Origin of the sequence: Anaerobiospirillum thomasii (assembly GCF_900445255.1) — a bacterium.
Taxonomy (GTDB): domain Bacteria; phylum Pseudomonadota; class Gammaproteobacteria; order Enterobacterales; family Succinivibrionaceae; genus Anaerobiospirillum_A; species Anaerobiospirillum_A thomasii.
Genome location: NZ_UAPU01000007.1, coordinates 549,470 through 565,543 on the forward strand (window position 1 = coordinate 549,470; position 16,074 = coordinate 565,543).

At 42.9% G+C, this 16,074-nt stretch carries 17 protein-coding genes; 8 read left to right on the forward strand and 9 right to left on the reverse strand.

The annotated features are described in order from the left end of the window. Window positions 1–46: 46 nt before the first annotated feature. From thiL to glyA, 6 genes are read right to left on the reverse strand one after another with little or no spacing between them, the layout of a single operon-like run. Complete coding sequence (gene thiL, locus DRZ93_RS09690) at window positions 47–1,009, reverse strand: thiamine-phosphate kinase (protein ID WP_113746468.1); 963 nt, start codon at window positions 1,007–1,009, stop codon at window positions 47–49. 2 nt (window positions 1,010–1,011) lie between these two features. Beyond that, window positions 1,012–1,446 (reverse strand): transcription antitermination factor NusB, encoded by a 435-nt coding sequence (gene nusB / locus DRZ93_RS09695; protein WP_113743826.1) that lies wholly within the window; start codon window positions 1,444–1,446, stop codon window positions 1,012–1,014. Between the two features lie 31 nt (window positions 1,447–1,477). After that, window positions 1,478–1,954, reverse strand: coding sequence for a 6,7-dimethyl-8-ribityllumazine synthase (gene ribH, locus DRZ93_RS09700; RefSeq protein ID WP_113743825.1), 477 nt, complete (start codon window positions 1,952–1,954; stop codon window positions 1,478–1,480). Window positions 1,955–1,969: 15 nt separating this feature from the next. Next, on the reverse strand, window positions 1,970–2,635 hold the full coding sequence (locus DRZ93_RS09705) for a riboflavin synthase (RefSeq protein ID WP_113743824.1): 666 nt from the start codon (window positions 2,633–2,635) through the stop codon (window positions 1,970–1,972). A 1-nt stretch (window position 2,636) separates the two neighbouring features. After that, window positions 2,637–3,824, reverse strand: a complete 1,188-nt coding sequence (gene ribD, locus DRZ93_RS09710; RefSeq protein ID WP_113746469.1) for a bifunctional diaminohydroxyphosphoribosylaminopyrimidine deaminase/5-amino-6-(5-phosphoribosylamino)uracil reductase RibD — start codon at window positions 3,822–3,824, stop codon at window positions 2,637–2,639. A 59-nt stretch (window positions 3,825–3,883) separates the two neighbouring features. Continuing rightward, on the reverse strand, window positions 3,884–5,137 hold the full coding sequence (gene glyA / locus DRZ93_RS09715) for a serine hydroxymethyltransferase (protein WP_113746470.1): 1,254 nt from the start codon (window positions 5,135–5,137) through the stop codon (window positions 3,884–3,886). A gap of 439 nt (window positions 5,138–5,576) precedes the next feature. Here glyA and aroQ point away from each other — a divergent pair, with 439 nt between their 5' ends. Genes aroQ through accC form a run of 3 tightly spaced genes read left to right on the forward strand, consistent with a single transcriptional unit; the run spans window position 5,577 to window position 7,970 of the window. Then, window positions 5,577–6,029 carry a type II 3-dehydroquinate dehydratase gene (gene aroQ / locus DRZ93_RS09720; protein WP_245933797.1) on the forward strand — a complete coding sequence of 151 codons (453 nt, stop codon included), beginning with the start codon at window positions 5,577–5,579 and terminating at the stop codon, window positions 6,027–6,029. Between the two features lie 39 nt (window positions 6,030–6,068). After that, entirely contained in the window at window positions 6,069–6,554 is a 486-nt protein-coding gene (accB, locus tag DRZ93_RS09725; RefSeq protein ID WP_172458267.1) for an acetyl-CoA carboxylase biotin carboxyl carrier protein, read from the forward strand. A gap of 51 nt (window positions 6,555–6,605) precedes the next feature. After that, window positions 6,606–7,970, forward strand: coding sequence for an acetyl-CoA carboxylase biotin carboxylase subunit (gene accC / locus DRZ93_RS09730; RefSeq protein ID WP_113743819.1), 1,365 nt, complete (start codon window positions 6,606–6,608; stop codon window positions 7,968–7,970). 74 nt (window positions 7,971–8,044) lie between these two features. Here accC and DRZ93_RS09735 read toward each other — a convergent pair whose 3' ends face one another. Further along, on the reverse strand, window positions 8,045–8,986 hold the full coding sequence (locus DRZ93_RS09735; RefSeq protein ID WP_113743818.1) for a hypothetical protein: 942 nt from the start codon (window positions 8,984–8,986) through the stop codon (window positions 8,045–8,047). 533 nt (window positions 8,987–9,519) lie between these two features. Between DRZ93_RS09735 and DRZ93_RS09740 the strand changes: the two genes are divergently transcribed. After that, on the forward strand, window positions 9,520–9,933 hold the full coding sequence (locus DRZ93_RS09740; protein ID WP_172458178.1) for a GNAT family N-acetyltransferase: 414 nt from the start codon (window positions 9,520–9,522) through the stop codon (window positions 9,931–9,933). Window positions 9,934–9,935: 2 nt separating this feature from the next. Here the strand turns inward: DRZ93_RS09740 and DRZ93_RS09745 are convergent, their stop codons facing one another. Beyond that, the gene (locus DRZ93_RS09745; protein ID WP_113743816.1) at window positions 9,936–10,829 is read right to left on the reverse strand and encodes a site-specific tyrosine recombinase; all 894 of its coding nucleotides are present in this window, start codon (window positions 10,827–10,829) and stop codon (window positions 9,936–9,938) included. Window positions 10,830–10,834: 5 nt separating this feature from the next. Then, window positions 10,835–11,347, reverse strand: coding sequence for an early set domain-containing protein (locus DRZ93_RS09750; protein ID WP_146741113.1), 513 nt, complete (start codon window positions 11,345–11,347; stop codon window positions 10,835–10,837). 421 nt (window positions 11,348–11,768) lie between these two features. On the opposite strand from DRZ93_RS09750, the gene coaE reads away from it, so the two are divergent. The 4 genes from coaE to DRZ93_RS09770 are packed head-to-tail and all read left to right on the forward strand — an operon-like array spanning window position 11,769 to window position 16,062. Next, window positions 11,769–12,404, forward strand: a complete 636-nt coding sequence (gene coaE, locus DRZ93_RS09755) for a dephospho-CoA kinase (RefSeq protein ID WP_113743813.1) — start codon at window positions 11,769–11,771, stop codon at window positions 12,402–12,404. A 19-nt stretch (window positions 12,405–12,423) separates the two neighbouring features. Continuing rightward, on the forward strand, window positions 12,424–13,170 hold the full coding sequence (zapD, locus tag DRZ93_RS09760) for a cell division protein ZapD (RefSeq protein WP_113746474.1): 747 nt from the start codon (window positions 12,424–12,426) through the stop codon (window positions 13,168–13,170). Then, window positions 13,167–13,454, forward strand: coding sequence for a DNA gyrase inhibitor YacG (locus tag DRZ93_RS09765; RefSeq protein WP_373854193.1), 288 nt, complete (start codon window positions 13,167–13,169; stop codon window positions 13,452–13,454). Before zapD ends, DRZ93_RS09765 begins: the two co-directional genes overlap by 4 nt. A gap of 25 nt (window positions 13,455–13,479) precedes the next feature. Continuing rightward, window positions 13,480–16,062, forward strand: a complete 2,583-nt coding sequence (locus tag DRZ93_RS09770) for an LPS-assembly protein LptD (RefSeq protein ID WP_113743811.1) — start codon at window positions 13,480–13,482, stop codon at window positions 16,060–16,062. Window positions 16,063–16,074 lie beyond the last annotated feature (12 nt).

The window sequence follows — 16,074 nt, forward strand, 5'->3', positions numbered from 1 at the left end:
TCTTTTGCTTTTATAACTCATAAATACAGTCTTTTACAGATACTTTCTAAAAATGCTCAAAGGCTCTGCCGCTGCCGTTGAACATACTCTGGCCATCCTTTAGCACAATATCTGTGCCTTTTATCATTTTGCCTATAATACTTACCTGAACATTGTGCTTTGCGCTCAGTGCCTTTAGGTCATCTGCATATTTTTTATCCACGGTAAATAAAAGCTCATAGTCACCGCCGCCAAAAAGTGCCAGATTAAGCCCATACTCTCTTGTCTTTTCTACACTCTTTATAAGTGGGTCAACGGGCAGAGTGTCAACATCAATACAGGCTGCAAGATTGGATCTGTCACATATATGTTTAAGATCGCCCATAAGGCCATCTGATATATCAATGGCGCATCTGACAAATTCTGAGAGCTCACAGGCAAAGGCGCAGCGATTTGGCATAAGCATAGCCTTATTGTGGGCTATAAGCCTCTGACTGTCATTAAGCGCAATTTTGCCATAGCCGCTTTCAACAAATAAGGCAGGAGCACCGAGGGTACCTGTAACACAGATAAGATCGCCATCTCGGGCATTTGCTCTTAACATGGCCCTGTCCTTTGCCACATAACCCATAGCCTCAATACTAAAGGAATCGGCACTGCCCTTTGAGGTATTGCCGCCAATAAGGGTCATATCAAGCTCATCTGCCAGTGTAAACATACCATCGGCAAAGGCCTTTAAAAAATCCTCAGCAGCCTCTTTTAAGGTCAAGGAGAGTGTAAAGTACTCAGGTTTGGCCCCCATGGAGGCAAGATCAGAGACATTGACTAAAAGTGACTTGTAACCGAGCATATAAGGATCTTCACCTTTAAAGTAGTGAATACCCTCATTTAAAGTATCTGTGGTTATGGCAAGATAGCCACGCTCATTACAGTCAATAAGAGCACAGTCATCGCCTACAGACAAAGAGACAGATTTATTGTCTGTCTCTTTGGTAAAGTATCTGTGTATTAAATCAAACTCACCTAACACATTTAGCCTTGTTTAATCTGTTTTACAACTTTATCTAAAACGCCGTTGACAAATTTGTGGCTGTCCTGCTCGGCAAATGACTTGGCAAGTTCAATGGCCTCATTGATAATGACGCGAAAAGGAATTTCCTGTCTGTATGTCAGCTCGAAGGTGGCAAGACGCAATATAGCTTTATCCACCAGATCAAGATCCTTTAAAGGTCGGCTTAAAAATGGTGAGTAGATCTCATCAAGCTCCATGGCATTGGCCACCACGCCTGAAATAAGATCATGCATATAATCGAGGTCAGCACCTTTTAGCGGCTGATCCTCAAGAAACTGTCTTTCAATTTCCTGAGCACTGTCACCAGTCATCTGCCACTGATATATAGCCTGCAGAGCAAAATGTCTGGCCTTGTGGCGCATGGCTGGACTTACGGCACCTTCAATTGCATCCATACTTTTTTCCTTTACGTCAATATAAAATCAATTAACCTATGGTCTTTAAAATATTTACCATCTCAAGAGCTGATCTTGCAGCCTCTGAGCCCTTGTTGCCCACGTGGGCACCTGCTCTTTGTACAGCCTGATCAAGTGTATCTACTGTAAGCACACCATTGGCGATAATAATATCGTTAGAAAGCATAACCTGAGTTAAACCCTTTGAACACTCATTGGCCACCACCTCAAAGTGATAGGTGGCACCGCGTATAACGCAGCCTAAAGTAATAAGAGCGCTGTACTTGCCGCTTTTTGCAAGCTTTGAGGCTACAAGAGGAATTTCAATGGCACCTGGTACACGTACCACAGTGATATTCTCCTCGCTAACCTGACCGTCTCTTTTTAAGGTGTCAATGGCACCCTCAAGCAGTCTTTCTGTAATAAAGCTGTTAAAACGTGACACAATAATAGCAAACTTTGCATCAGAGGCAACAGGAACCGGGGCCTCAATGTAATTTACTGACATATACTTCTCCTTAAATTATAAAAAACCGTTTTTAGCCAGTGTATCCATACTAAGAGCAGAGACACTGCCGCTGCCTTTTATGGCATTGCACTCAAGCAGACGATGCAGATAGCGCGCAAGCACATCCACTTCAATATTGACCTTATCACCAGCCTTCCAGGCGCCTATATTTACAATCTCCTGTGTATGAGGAATGATGGTAAGCCTGAATCTGCACCCATCAACCTCATTGACAGTAAGCGAGGCACCGTCTATGGCAATAGAGCCTTTGTGGGCTATATACATGGCAATCTCAGATGGAGCCTCAATCCAGATATCAAGAGAATCACCTAATGGATCAACACTTATAACTCTTCCCACTCCATCAACATGGCCCTGTACAATATGACCGCCAAGATGGGTTGATGGGGTACAGGCCAGCTCAAGGTTCAGTCTTGCCCCTGCTCTGTAATATGCAAAACAGGTACGATCAAGTGTCTCCTTTGAGACAAAGGCTGTAAAGAAATTATCACCAAGAGAGGTTATAGTAAGACATACTCCATTGTTGGCAACAGAGTCACCTAAGGCCGCCCTTTTGCCTATGGCAAAAGATTCAGGCACCACCACCTTGATAGAGGCACCGTTTGGCACATGCTCAATGCCTGCAAGCTCTCCTGTGCATTCAATTATACCTGTAAACATATCACTCCTGACCATCTAGGCTGTAGCGTACAAAAATATCATTATCAATCTGTTTTAACTTGATAATCCTATAGGATAACAGATTATTTAAACTCTCAACCTCTTTTGATAAAAAAGCACCACGGGCAATGTGACCTAAAATCTTTGATGCTGTAAAGACACAAAGCTCATTGACAAGTTTCTTATCTAAAAATGAAGTGGTAAGCGAGGCTCCGGCCTCAACTAAAACCTCACGAATGTGTATATAGTTTAAATAGTTAAGCACAAATTTTAATGAAATCTGAGCGCTCTCATCCTCTGGCACATACAGCACAGTTATGACATCATCAACAGTACTGGTAAAAAGCTCTATGTAACCGTCATCACATGGCACCTTATTGGCACACAGACTTTCTGATGGTCTGTATCTGTCACTTATAACATGCAGACAGCGCCCGCTTTTAAAGATTTTGTAATCCTTATAAGACAGTGATCCCCTGGTATCTAAAATAACCTTTATAGGCTGAGTAAAATACTCATTGTCAACAAGAGGACGCACCTTATGCGGCAGCTCATCCATGCGCACATTTAAAGATGGATCATCGGCCCTTACTGTATTGGCGCCTGTAATAATGGCACCTGCGTGGGCACGCAGCTTTTGCACACATGAGCGTGACTTGGCCCCTGTGATCCATTTGCTCTCACCGCTGTGCAGGGCGGTTTTGGCATCAAGTGACATGCCAACCTTGGCCACCACATATGGATAATGAGAGGTTATGGATTTAAAAAAGGCACGGTTTAGAGCATAGGCTTTATCAGATAAAAGACCTACCTCAACCTCAATGCCGGCCTCTTTTAGGATTTTAACGCCATTACCAGAGACCTTGGGATTGGGATCGAGCATGGCTATAACCACACGCGCCACTCCAGCCTCGACTAAAGCCTTGGCACATGGCGGTGTTTTACCATAATGAGAGCAGGGCTCTAGTGTTACATAACAGGTGGATCCCTTTACATTATAAGAGGCATGTGCAAGTGCATTAACCTCAGCATGGCCAAGTCCTGCCTTTTTATGATAACCCTCTCCAAGGATTATGCCATCTTTGACTATAACGCAGCCTACGGCAGGATTTGGCGATGCTGTGTACCTGCCCTTTTTGGCAAGGCGCAGCGCTCTTTTCATATAAGTCTTGTCAGCAAAGGAAAACATAAATTCTCCATAAAAAGGTGGCTCATGGCCACCTTAGAGTAAAAAAACAATTTTACAATTTACTGTGCATAGACAGGGAATCTTGAGCAGAGCTCTGTAACCTGCTCACGGGCCTTGGCAATAACTGCCTCATCCTTGTAGTTATCAAGTACATCACAGATGATATTGGCCAGAGTGCGCACCTCGGCCTCTTTAAAGCCGCGGCGGGTGCAGGCTGGAGTGCCAAGTCTTAAACCTGAGGTTATAAATGGAGATCTTGGATCGCCAGGTACTGAGTTTTTATTGACAGTAATGTGAGCCTGACCTAAAGCGGCCTCAGCCTCCTTGCCTGTCATTTCCATGCCAATAAAGTCCATGAGGAAGAGGTGATTGTGAGTGCCGCCTGAGACTACCTTGTAGCCACGCTTGATTACTTCCTCACACATAGCCTTGGCATTGGCTACAACCTGCTTTTGATAGTCAACATACCAGTCTTCCATGGCCTCTTTAAAGACAATGGCCTTGGCTGCAATGATGTGCATTAAAGGACCGCCCTGTGAGCCTGGAAAGATGGCTGAGTTTAACTTCTTATATATAGTCTCATCATGGCAGTTTGACAGGATAAAGCCTGAGCGTGGGCCGCCTAATGATTTGTGGGTGGTTGAGGTTACAACGTGGGCATGCTCAATTGGGCTTGGGTAGACACCGGCTGCCACAAGACCTGCCACGTGGGCCATATCCACCATTAAATAGGCGCCTACGGCATCTGCAATCTCACGCATTTTCTTCCAGTCAACAATGCCTGAGTAGGCACTAAAGCCTGCCACAATAACCTTAGGCTGACACTCTTTGGCCTTGGCTAGAATATCCTCATAATCAAGTTCACCTGCCTCATTGACGCCATACTGAATGGCATTGTACATCTTGCCAGAGAAGTTTACAGATGAGCCGTGGGTTAAGTGACCGCCGCTGTCAAGTGACAGACCTAAAATGGTGTCACCTGGATTGCAAAGAGCCATATAGGCTGCAGCATTGGCCTGTGAACCTGCGTGCGGCTGCACATTGGCATACTCACAGCCAAAGAGCTTGCAGGCTCTGTCAATGGCCAGCTGCTCTACTACATCAACGTACTCACAGCCTCCATAGTAGCGCTTGTTTGGATAACCTTCGGCATATTTGTTGGTAAGTTGTGAACCCTGAGCCTCCATGACACATACAGATGCATAGTTCTCTGAGGCAATAAGTTCAATATGATCTTCCTGACGCTTGTTTTCAGCTTCAATGGCAGCCCAAAGCTCAGCATCATAAGCGGCAATAGATTTAGCTTTATTCATGGGAAAAATCCTTTAAAAGGCGATTGCAGACACATTAATGTGTAAAAAAAATTTGTGCCTAATTTTAACAAATTAGCGTGTAAAACTCAAAGTAGGCCTAACAGACTGCCAAGAAAAAATCAAAGACAGTAAATGCCCTGACAGGATGGCGTAGGCTCTTAAAGTAAATACGGCTATTAATAAAAGTTAAACAAACATTTATTTTGGTAAAAGATGTCTGTATAAAGCCCTTAAAATATCAAAAGAATACATTCTGAAGTTGACACCAAGGCAGACTATAAAGCCGAGCCTTATGCGCCTGTAAGGTATGAGGATATAGGCTTTAAACCCATTTTTTCGTATAAAAAACGGCATTTTTTTAAATTTTTGTTAAAAAAAAGTTCTAAAATTAATTAATATTGCTAAAATGTCATCATCTTTGCTCTTAGGGAGACAGACTTTGGCTGACAATCAGATACTGATTATAAATGGTCCCAATCTTAATCTGTTAGGACTCAGAGAACCTGAGATCTATGGACATGAGACACTTGAGGATCTTCGCTCAATGCTTGATGCAAAGGCCGTGGAACTGTCTGTACAGCTTGAGCATTTCCAGTCCAATCATGAAGGTGCCATTGTAGATAAAATACAGTCTGCACGCGGTAGAGTGGATTTTATTCTTATCAATGCCGGCGCCTTTACCCACACCTCAGTTGCAATACGAGATGCTCTGTGTGGTGTGGATATTCCTTTTTTTGAAATTCATATATCCAATGTGCACGCACGTGAAAGCTTCCGTCACCACTCTTATCTTTCAGACAAGGCTGTGGGTGTTATTGTTGGATTTAAGCTTGACGGCTATCTTTACGCTCTGACACAGGCGGCAAAGCTAGTCCGTAGGAATGTTAAATAACGTTGCCCCGCAACAAACTCTAGGTGATAGCAAATGCAAATTGATATCCACAAGATAGCTAAACTTATTGATCTTGTATCAAATTCTGATGTAGCTGAAATCAATCTTAAACAGGGTGAGGAAGAGCTGCGCATCTCACGTGCCCAGCAGGCTCCTGTTCCTGTACATGTTCAGGCCCCGGTTGCCATGACCATGCCTCAGGCACATGTCAGCGCCCCTGCAGCAGCTCCTGCTGCCGCAGCCGCTGCTCCAGCTGCAGCCCCTGCAGAGGCAGCACCTGCTTCTGTATCAGGCAATGTAATGCGTTCCCCTATGGTCGGTACTTTCTACCGTTCCGCAAGTCCTACCGCCGCACCTTTTGTTGAGGAAGGTCAGACCGTTAAAGAAGGCGATACTCTGTGCATCATCGAGGCCATGAAGATGATGAATCAGATTCAGTCAGACAGAGCCGGCAAGATCAAAAAGATCCTTGTTGACAATGGCTCAACAGTTGAATTTGACCAGCCAATATTTGAGTTTGAATAAAATTACCAATCCGCAGTTACACTGCGGATTAATCTTATTTGCGGAAAAAATATGAAACTTGAAAAAGTTGTTATTGCCAACCGCGGTGAAATTGCACTGCGTGTGTTGCGTGCCTGCCGTCAGCTTGGTCTCAAGACAGTGGCTGTACATTCAACAGCTGACAGAGATCTGATGCATGTTAAACTTGCAGATGAGTCAATCTGTATAGGACCTGCAGCTGCCAAGGATTCCTATCTTAATATTCCAACCATTATTGCAGCAGCCGAGGCCACAGGCGCTTCTGCCATCCACCCAGGCTATGGCTTTTTATCTGAAAATGCCGACTTTGCTGAAATGGTTGAAAAATCAGGCTTTGTCTTTATAGGCCCTACTGCCGATACCATACGTCTTATGGGCGACAAGGTTTCTGCCAAAAAAGCCATGCAAAGAGCAGGTGTGCCATGCGTGCCTGGCTCTGAAGGTGCCCTTGGTGACAATGCCGAGGAGAACAGAGCTCTTGCCAACAAGATTGGCTATCCTATTATCATCAAGGCAGCAGGTGGCGGCGGTGGCCGCGGTATGCGCGTTGTCTACAAGGATGAAGAGCTTGATGATGCCATAGCTCTGACCCGCCGTGAGGCAGATATGTTCTTTAACAATCCTGCCGTCTATATGGAAAAATTCCTGGAAAACCCACGTCATATCGAATTTCAGGTACTCTCAGACAGCCATGGCAATGCCGTCTATTTAGGCGAGCGTGACTGCTCCATGCAAAGACGCAATCAGAAGGTTTTAGAAGAAGCACCTGCTCCTTTCATCACCGAAGAGCAGCGCCGCTCCATTGGTGAGCGCTGTGCCAAGGCCTGTGTTGATATTGGCTATCGCGGCGCCGGTACCTTCGAATTCCTCTATGAAAACGGCGAGTTCTACTTTATTGAAATGAACACCCGTGTACAGGTTGAGCACCCTGTAACTGAAATGATTACAGGTATTGATATTGTACGTGAGATGATCTGTGTGGCAGCAGGCGATCCACTGTCTATCAGACAGGAAGATATCAAGATCAAAGGCCATGCCTTTGAGTGCCGTATCAATGCCGAAGATCCAAGAACCTTCCTGCCATCTCCAGGTGCCATTACCACACTGCACGTGCCAGGAGGCCCTGGTGTACGCTGGGACAGCCATATCTATCAGACCTACAAGGTTCCGCCACACTATGATTCATTAGTTGGCAAACTTATTGTTCATGATGATAACAGAGATCTGGCCATTGCCCGTACCCTTGAGGCTTTAGACGAGCTTGTAATTGAAGGTATCAAGACCAATATTCCTCTGCACAAGGAGCTTTTAGTAGATCCTGTGGAGATAAGAGGCGGTGCTTCAATTCACTATCTTGAAGAAAAGCTTGAAAAGGAAAAAGATCTTAATTTAGGCTAAAGAATATTACTAAAAAACCCAGATTCTTATCTGGGTTTTTTATTACCTGAAAATTTTAAAAAAGCTTTTACCTGCTAAAGAGCACGCGAGAGTGCCTTTTGTCTTACCTGCTGCAGCTGCTCTGTCATTAAAAACTGCGGAATTGGTTTTTTATAGCCAGAGAACTGCTCTTTTAGAAAATCAATCTTGCTGATATAGGCTCTGAAAATCTCAAAGGAGCTGCCATCATTTAGTTTAATGGAGCGTGAGATCTGAGCATAACCGCGGTTGATGACATTCATGGCGGTAAAGAGCGCATAATTTACATAAAACTGTGATGGAATCTTGGCGCCAAAATAGCCATCTAGCACACCACCTACAAACAGAGGATAGCTCTGGGCGCACTCATTGGTAATAGAGGCCAGATCTTCGGCATAATCGCCAATGGCAAAATTATAGGTAGGTTTTATGACCACTGTGGCATCATGGGTTAAAAAGATATTCTGCAATCCGGCCACACCCATAAGCAGCACATTCTTTTTGCTGGTGAAATTATCAAGGCGCGGCTCAATAGCCTCTATAAGCTCACCATCATTTAAAAAGCGCATGCGTCTGTCATTTAAATAGGCATGAAAGTTTTTAACCATACGATCATGATGATGCCTGGCCCTTAACTCATCCTTTTGTGTAAGTTCACATGAGTGCAGCAGATTGAGCACACGCCCCATTCTTTTGCCTATTACATACTGCCACAGACTGTTTGAATTTTTTAAAAAGTCCTCAGCTCTTGCAATATCCATATTGCGGTAAAGTGCTGTAACAATGCCTGCATCATCTGTCTGATTGATGCTAATTGGCTCAAGCATATGCTCCTGTAGTGTAGGATATGTTCTTTGTGCAAATATAAAGGCCTTTTTAATACGTGATTTGTACTTTACATCTCCCTGCTGAGCAACAAAATTGCTCTGATCGCTTTTTACAAGCTTAAATTCAATATTGAAACTATCCGAGCTCAGGCTCTTGTATGAAATCTGCACATTGACTCCTTATAAGTGCGCAAACGGACAAATGTCAAATATAGTCTATTTTAAAATATAACTGCTAAAAAAAATCAAAGGTATCAGGGATTTTTACAGCAAAGCATATAAATATGCCATAAAAAACTTGCAGCGCAGTTATATTCAAATTTAATGAAAAATATAACAAAAGGTAAGATCATGCCATAAAACAGGCGCAAACTGTATAATATTTCTATTCTACCAAGTTTAGACACATTTTTTATAATTCATTTGCTCTGAATTTATCTTATTGCGCTCTTTATACCCCATCAAATCCTGAACTGCCCTGCAGCACTACTGCTTTTTATCCTGTAAAAAGGCCTTTTTGTACCACCCTGATTCCAGGATTTTTATCAAAATTCCGATCCACAACACTAAATTTTTAATAACTATGTTCTACAATAAAAGTCAATAATACCTCGTCCGGCTGGCATAATATAATCTTTATGCCAGCTTTTTTATGCGACACATTATTTATGATTTATGCATTAGACACAAAGCACAACCCTCAGATGATAAGGACACTTGTTGATATATGGCTTGAGGGCAATCTTGATGCGCACAGCTTTATCTCACAGCACTACTTTAGAGATCATATTCCCTATGTGCAACAGGCCTTTGACAGTGCGACAATTTACATCATAAATGATGATAATGACGGCACAATTGCAGGTTTTGCAGGCCTTGTCGATACTTACATTGCAGGTTTTTTTATAAAAAAGAGTATGCAGCACAAAGGCTTTGGCACATCTCTTATAGAGCATCTTGTACACAGGTACCAGGATTTATCTCTTGATGTCTATAAAAAGAATCAAAGAGCCATAAACTTTTATCTGCACCATGGCTTTTGTATAGAGAGAATGAGTGTGGATATGGCAACTGCCTATGTGCAGTACACAATGCGGCAGTGCCAGACAAATAAATAGCATCAGGCGCGCGGATGACATTTTTTAAACAGACTGTGCATACGCTCTGTGGCCACATGGGTATAAATCTGTGTGGTCACCAAACTTGAGTGACCTAGCAGCATCTGCACTGTGCGCAGATCGGCATTATGATTTAAAAGATGTGTGGCAAAGGCATGCCTGAAGGTATGCGGTGATGGCAGTTTGTTAAGCCCCACACTTTTGGCATAGTTTTTAACCCTGCCCCAGAAAGCATTGCGCGAGATAGGTCCCTTAGTGCGCAATGATAAAAAGATATAGGCAATCTTACCCTTTGGATCAATCTGAACGCGACCATTTTCAAGAAAGTCAACCAAAAAGTCTTTAGCATACTTCCCAAAAGGAATTGCCCTTTCCTTATCACCCTTGCCGCGTATGATAAGAAAATTCTCCTGCAGATTTATATTTTCAAATTTTAAATTGACAAGCTCGCTGACACGCAACCCTGTAGCATATAAAAGCTCAAGCATGGCCTTATCTCTAAGCCCTTCATAGGTAGCAACATCAGGTGCGTTCAATATGGCATTGACATCATGTTCTGACATGTCTACCGGGAGATATTGTCCTGCTTTTGGATTTTCCACTGTAGACATAGGATTGTCGGGGCGCATCTTTTCAACAGTTAAAAATCTGCAGAAAAGACGCATAGCTGCAAGCCAGCGTCGCATAGAGCGCTCGCTGCCTGAGTTTTTTTGCTGTAAAAAAACTCTGATATCATCTAACGTGAAGTTAAAAAGATCTACCCCTCTCTCTTTAAGATGCATCTCAAAGAGCTTCACATCTCTGCAGTAGGAGTCTATGGTACTTTGTGACAGTGACAGCTCAAGGAGCATGTAGTCTGCAAAAAATATATAAACCCTGTCTTTTTTATCTGCCATGGCTCTTAGTTAAGAGTACTTAATAAACTACCGCTGTTAAAGAGCAGATCATGCAGTGTAGCAAGCTCATCATCGCTTTTATCCACTGTAGCATGATAGCTCTTACCTTCTTTTATAAGGCAGAAACGGTAATTGCCATCCTCATCTGGTGAAAAGCTAAGCTCCTCAAAGCGTGAGGCCGCATTGAGCTTAACCTTAGGGCCGTCAACATGCAGTACACCAGGTGGAGCTGCATAGCCAAAATTGGAGCCTGAGCTCCATGCACTGTCGGCAAATTTAAAGCGGTATGGGGCCCAGTCCGCTCTGAGCGGGGCTACAGTACAAAAAGTATTTTCATCAATTTTATTCAATCTGTAGGCTGACATTACAGCATAATCGTTCATCTCACCGCGCAGATAGATTTCTCTGCCGTCAATACTCATACCAGGATTTAACAGATTGGAACTGCCATCATGGCTCTGACATGAACACAGCACCAGCAAAGAGGCGGCACAGGCCGCAACAGTCATGACTTTCACAATAAAAACCTATAGAAATTTTTTGTGTTATTTTTAATATATGGGCTTTTTATTGTACAACCTAAATTCAGACTTTAAAGCCTCTGTTACAACTTTATTTTAATAACCTGTCATATAAGATAAAAAATCAATGTCATACCTAATTTTTTTTATCCAGCGGCAGCGACCTGTGTTATATCCATCAGAGCCTTTTTGCATGTAAATATTTAAAGGATCTTTAATCTTCCTTAAGAGCATGGAAGTAATTTATTGTGCAGAGCATAAGCATAATTTACTGCCTTTTGGCTACACAAAAATTATATAGCTGCCTGCATGGCGGTATTTTTATTTTTTTTACGCTCTTTGTGGCATTTATACATGATTTTAAAATGGTATTGTTTTATTATATAAAGAGTTTTTTGCGTAAAAAAGTTACAGGACAATGACAGTATCAAAAGATATTATAAGGCCATGGTGTATAGGTATGACTGGGGGTATTGCCTGTGGCAAATCCACAGTTGCTGCCCTGTTTGCAGAACTTGGCATTGATATTGTCGATGCAGATCTTATAGCAAGGCAGGCCGTAGCTAAAGGCTCTTTGGCCCTTGATGCCATTGCAGAGCACTTTGGCCCTGATATATTAAATGACGATGGCACCCTTGATCGCAGAAAATTAAGAAATATTGTTTTTAGTGATGACAAAAAACTTATGGTGCTCAACTCCATTGTGCACCCTTATGTGCATAAAATGCTCATTGAGCAGATTAACAGTAAACAAAGCGTTTATGTCATTGCTGTAATTCCTCTTTTGTTTGAGCATAAGCTTAATGCCATGTTTGACAGAATACTTGTTGTAGACTGCAGTGAACAACTGCAGATACAAAGAATATGCGCACGTGACGGCTCAGGTGAGGATATTGCACATAATATACTAAAAAGACAGGTCAGCCGCGATACACGCCTAAGCTTGGCCGATGATATTATAAACACTGAAAATATCAGTGCCGATGAACTTTACAGTAAAGTGCAAAAGCTAGATTCAATCTACAGAGAGCTTGCACTTTCACAGCATAAATAATTTTACAAAGCAGGTATTTATGTTTGTATACGATTTTCCTTTAAGTCCTAAGGCCAGAACTTATCTGAAGTTTGAGGCAATATTCAATCGCATTGAACAATGCCGTCAGATAAATTCAGAGGCTGAGCTTTTTTCTCTGATCCGCGGTGTAGTTGACTATATGGATCTTATAGACGGCTCGGGCGCTCTTAAAATAGAGATTGTAAAAGATCTTGAAAGACTGCATCACAACCTTAAAATCTGGGCTGATGACCCTGAGGTTGACAGTGAGCTGGTGCAGGAGCTTTTAGCCCAGCTCAACGAGGCCCACCTGGCTCTTGACAAGTTTACAAGACAAAGAACTGTGCTGCAGGATGATCCTATTTTAGAGACCATTAAACCACGCTTTTTAACCCCATGCGGCGTCAACTGCTTTGACACCCCGCTCTTTACCTTCTGGTCAAGTCTTCCAAAAGAAGAGCAGATTAATACCATAACCAAATGGCTGCATGAACTTGACTCCATACGCATACCTGTAGCCACTATACTCTATATGTGGCGTCTTTGTGCCGAATATCAGGTTAAACTTGCCAAAAACGGCTTTATGCAGGAGACCACCTCAAGCTGCGATCTGATTGAGATAAGATATCCACGCTCGGTGCGCGGCTATCCTATGGTCAGCGGCTTTCAGTCAAGCGTCAACGTCCGCTTCCTGCCTTATGAAAAAGGTGCCACTGTGGGCGATATTGAATTTGAACTGGCCTATATCAAAGGAACATCAATGTGAGTCTGAAAAATCTTCTGCCCGATGGAACCTATGATGAAATCATAAAAGAGAGCGGTATTGAACCTGAACAGACACAAGGTAAGGTATTGAAAGTAGCCTGCCCTACCTGTAAAAAGGAGCTTATCTACAGCAGTGCCAATCCTTTCAGACCGTTCTGCTCAGAGCGCTGCAAGCTTATAGATCTTGGAGCCTGGGCTAATGATGAGATAAAACTCAAAGGCAAGGATGCCCTTGAGGATGAAGATGCAGATCAGATAGTAGATCCTAATCTGCCACGACTTTGATGTCACTAATTTACAGGTTTTAGCCTTGAACAAGTCAGTAACCAACTCAAAATATATCTACAGCGCTTTGCATGTTGCGCTTATAGCTATTCTGTCATTTAGTGCACAGAGCTTTGCAGCCTCAACCTATGTACTTAAAAATCAGACCGTAGCTGACTTTGATAAAAATGAAAAAGCCACAGCTCTTGCAAACAGCATTTATATGACTATGCAAAGACAGAGCTCCAGGCGCTTTTTATTAAATAAACATGTAGCTGACAGCTCACTGCTGCCGGCCAAACTCATGCATATTGCTGCAACCAATCCATGGCAGAGTGCCCCTTTTATGCCTATACCACAAAAGGATATGGCCTGCTATTATGGTGTACCGTCATACAAGGAGCCTGTAAAGTACGATATCAATACAGAGCCTGTCACCCTTGAGGCTGATACTGTCTATGGCGATATTGACGGCAATATTGTCTACAATGGCAATGTGCAGATAACACAGGCTGACAACGTCCTCTCAACTGACAGGACTACCTATAAATCAAAAGATCAGACTCTTGTCTCATCAGGCAATACTGTATACAATGCCGGCGCCTACACATTGCAGACCTCATCTCCTGTCAGATCAAAACTTGATGAACAGCAAACCCGCCTTTTGGATGTAAGCTATCAGCTCAACGGCTCTGTTGCCAGCGGTAAAAGCTCTCTTATAGAGCTTGATAATAAAAACTCCACACTGCATATGGAGGATCTGCGTTTTAGCACCTGTCCTGCAGGTGACAATTCCTGGACCATAGCCGCAGGCAGTGTTGATATTGACAAAAATTCAGATTTTGGCAGCGCTAAAGATGCCAAGCTCTATGTGGGAGATATTCCTGTCTTTTATTTCCCATATGTAAGCTTTCCTATAACCAGCAAGAGAAAGAGCGGTCTTTTATATCCATCAGGCTCATACTCATCACAAGATGGTATAACCTTTTCCCAGCCTATATATTTTAATATAGCGCCAAATTATGATATGACCTTTACCCCTCAGGTTATGGGCAGACGCGGTCTGGTGCTTGAAAATGAATTGCGCTATATGCCGCTTGTGGGCAGCTATGGCGTGCTGCGTACCACCTATCTGCCAAATGATACAAGCTGGCAGCAGCGTGAGGAGACAGGCGACAGCGCCCGTTACCTTATCGATCTGGTGCACACCTCTGAATTTTTTAAAGGCGATCTTAAGTTCAACCTTGACTATCAGCAGGTAAGATCAAAGGATTATTCATTTATTGCCGATATTGGCGGTGAGAATCTTGAGGTTACAGATGATCATTTAAAGCGCAGCTTTAAAACCACCTATGACAGAGAAAACTACAATATAAATCTTGAGGTCAGAAAATATCAGTCCCTTATTCCTGACTATATAGTCTCCTCCCGCCCATTTTCACTGATGCCGCGAGTTGAGGGTGAGTTTGCCTCTGTCTATGGACCTTTTTTATTTAGCACAAAAACTCAGATTACACGCTTTGAGTCATCCTCAGGCTCTGACTATCATAACTTTGATGCAAGCCGTATCCATGTCGAGCCTGCACTTGAGTATCAGATTTTAAATACCAGAGGCACTACACTCTCTGCTGTTGGCAAATACTTCTATACTGGCTACAGACAGGATAATATTGAGGATCTGCCCCTTGATATAAGACGTCTTGGCTTTAATGAAATTGATGATAGCGTCAATCGTAATCTGTATATGCTCTCAGTGCGCGGCAAAACCACCTTTGAAAGAAAGATACTTGATCTGCGCCATACACAGACTCTTGAGCCTGAATTTGAATACCGCTATATACCGTATAAAAATCAGGACAATATAGTCAATTACGATACCACCGACAGACAGAGTGACTACTATGCCAACTTCTCATACAGAAACTTTATGGGCATAGATCGTATTGCCGACAATAACTCAATTACAGCAGGTTTTACCACCAGAATTTTAGATCCTCATGACAGAGAGCTCTATCGTATGTCTGTGGCTCAGACCTACAGTATTGTACCTACACGTGTGACCTTAAATCCTAATGACTCACCTAAGAAGTATCCAAGATCACCTCTTTCTGTTAACTTCAATGCAAGTCCTATTGAACAGCTGACCATACATGGTGCCATGGCCTATACCAATGAGACCAATGAGATCTCAAACTACAATGCCTTCTTGCAGTATCAAAGTGACAGCGGCTATATGGGTCAGATAAGCTACCGTTTTGCCAGGGAAGGCAACCGCACCTATGACAATGAAAAGAGTGTTGATCTGTCACAGGTAGGTTTACAAGGACGCATTCCACTTGGGCTTAACATGAACATGGTCATGGCTTCATACTATGATCTTGAGCAGTCAAACAATATTGATTTTAAAGTAGCGCTAAGCTATGAGCAGTGCTGCTATTCTGCAACAATTATGTATGAAGATTACACCCAGACCAACTGGGATGTACTTGAGCGCAAGAGAGACAGAGTACTGGGCGTGCAGTTTGAGCTCAAGGGACTTGGGGCCTTTAATATCAGCGGCGATGATGATCCAAAGAGTACAGATACTCATCTTATTCCATACTTCAACCCAACAAGTCTCAACCGCTAGAGCAGTATGTGA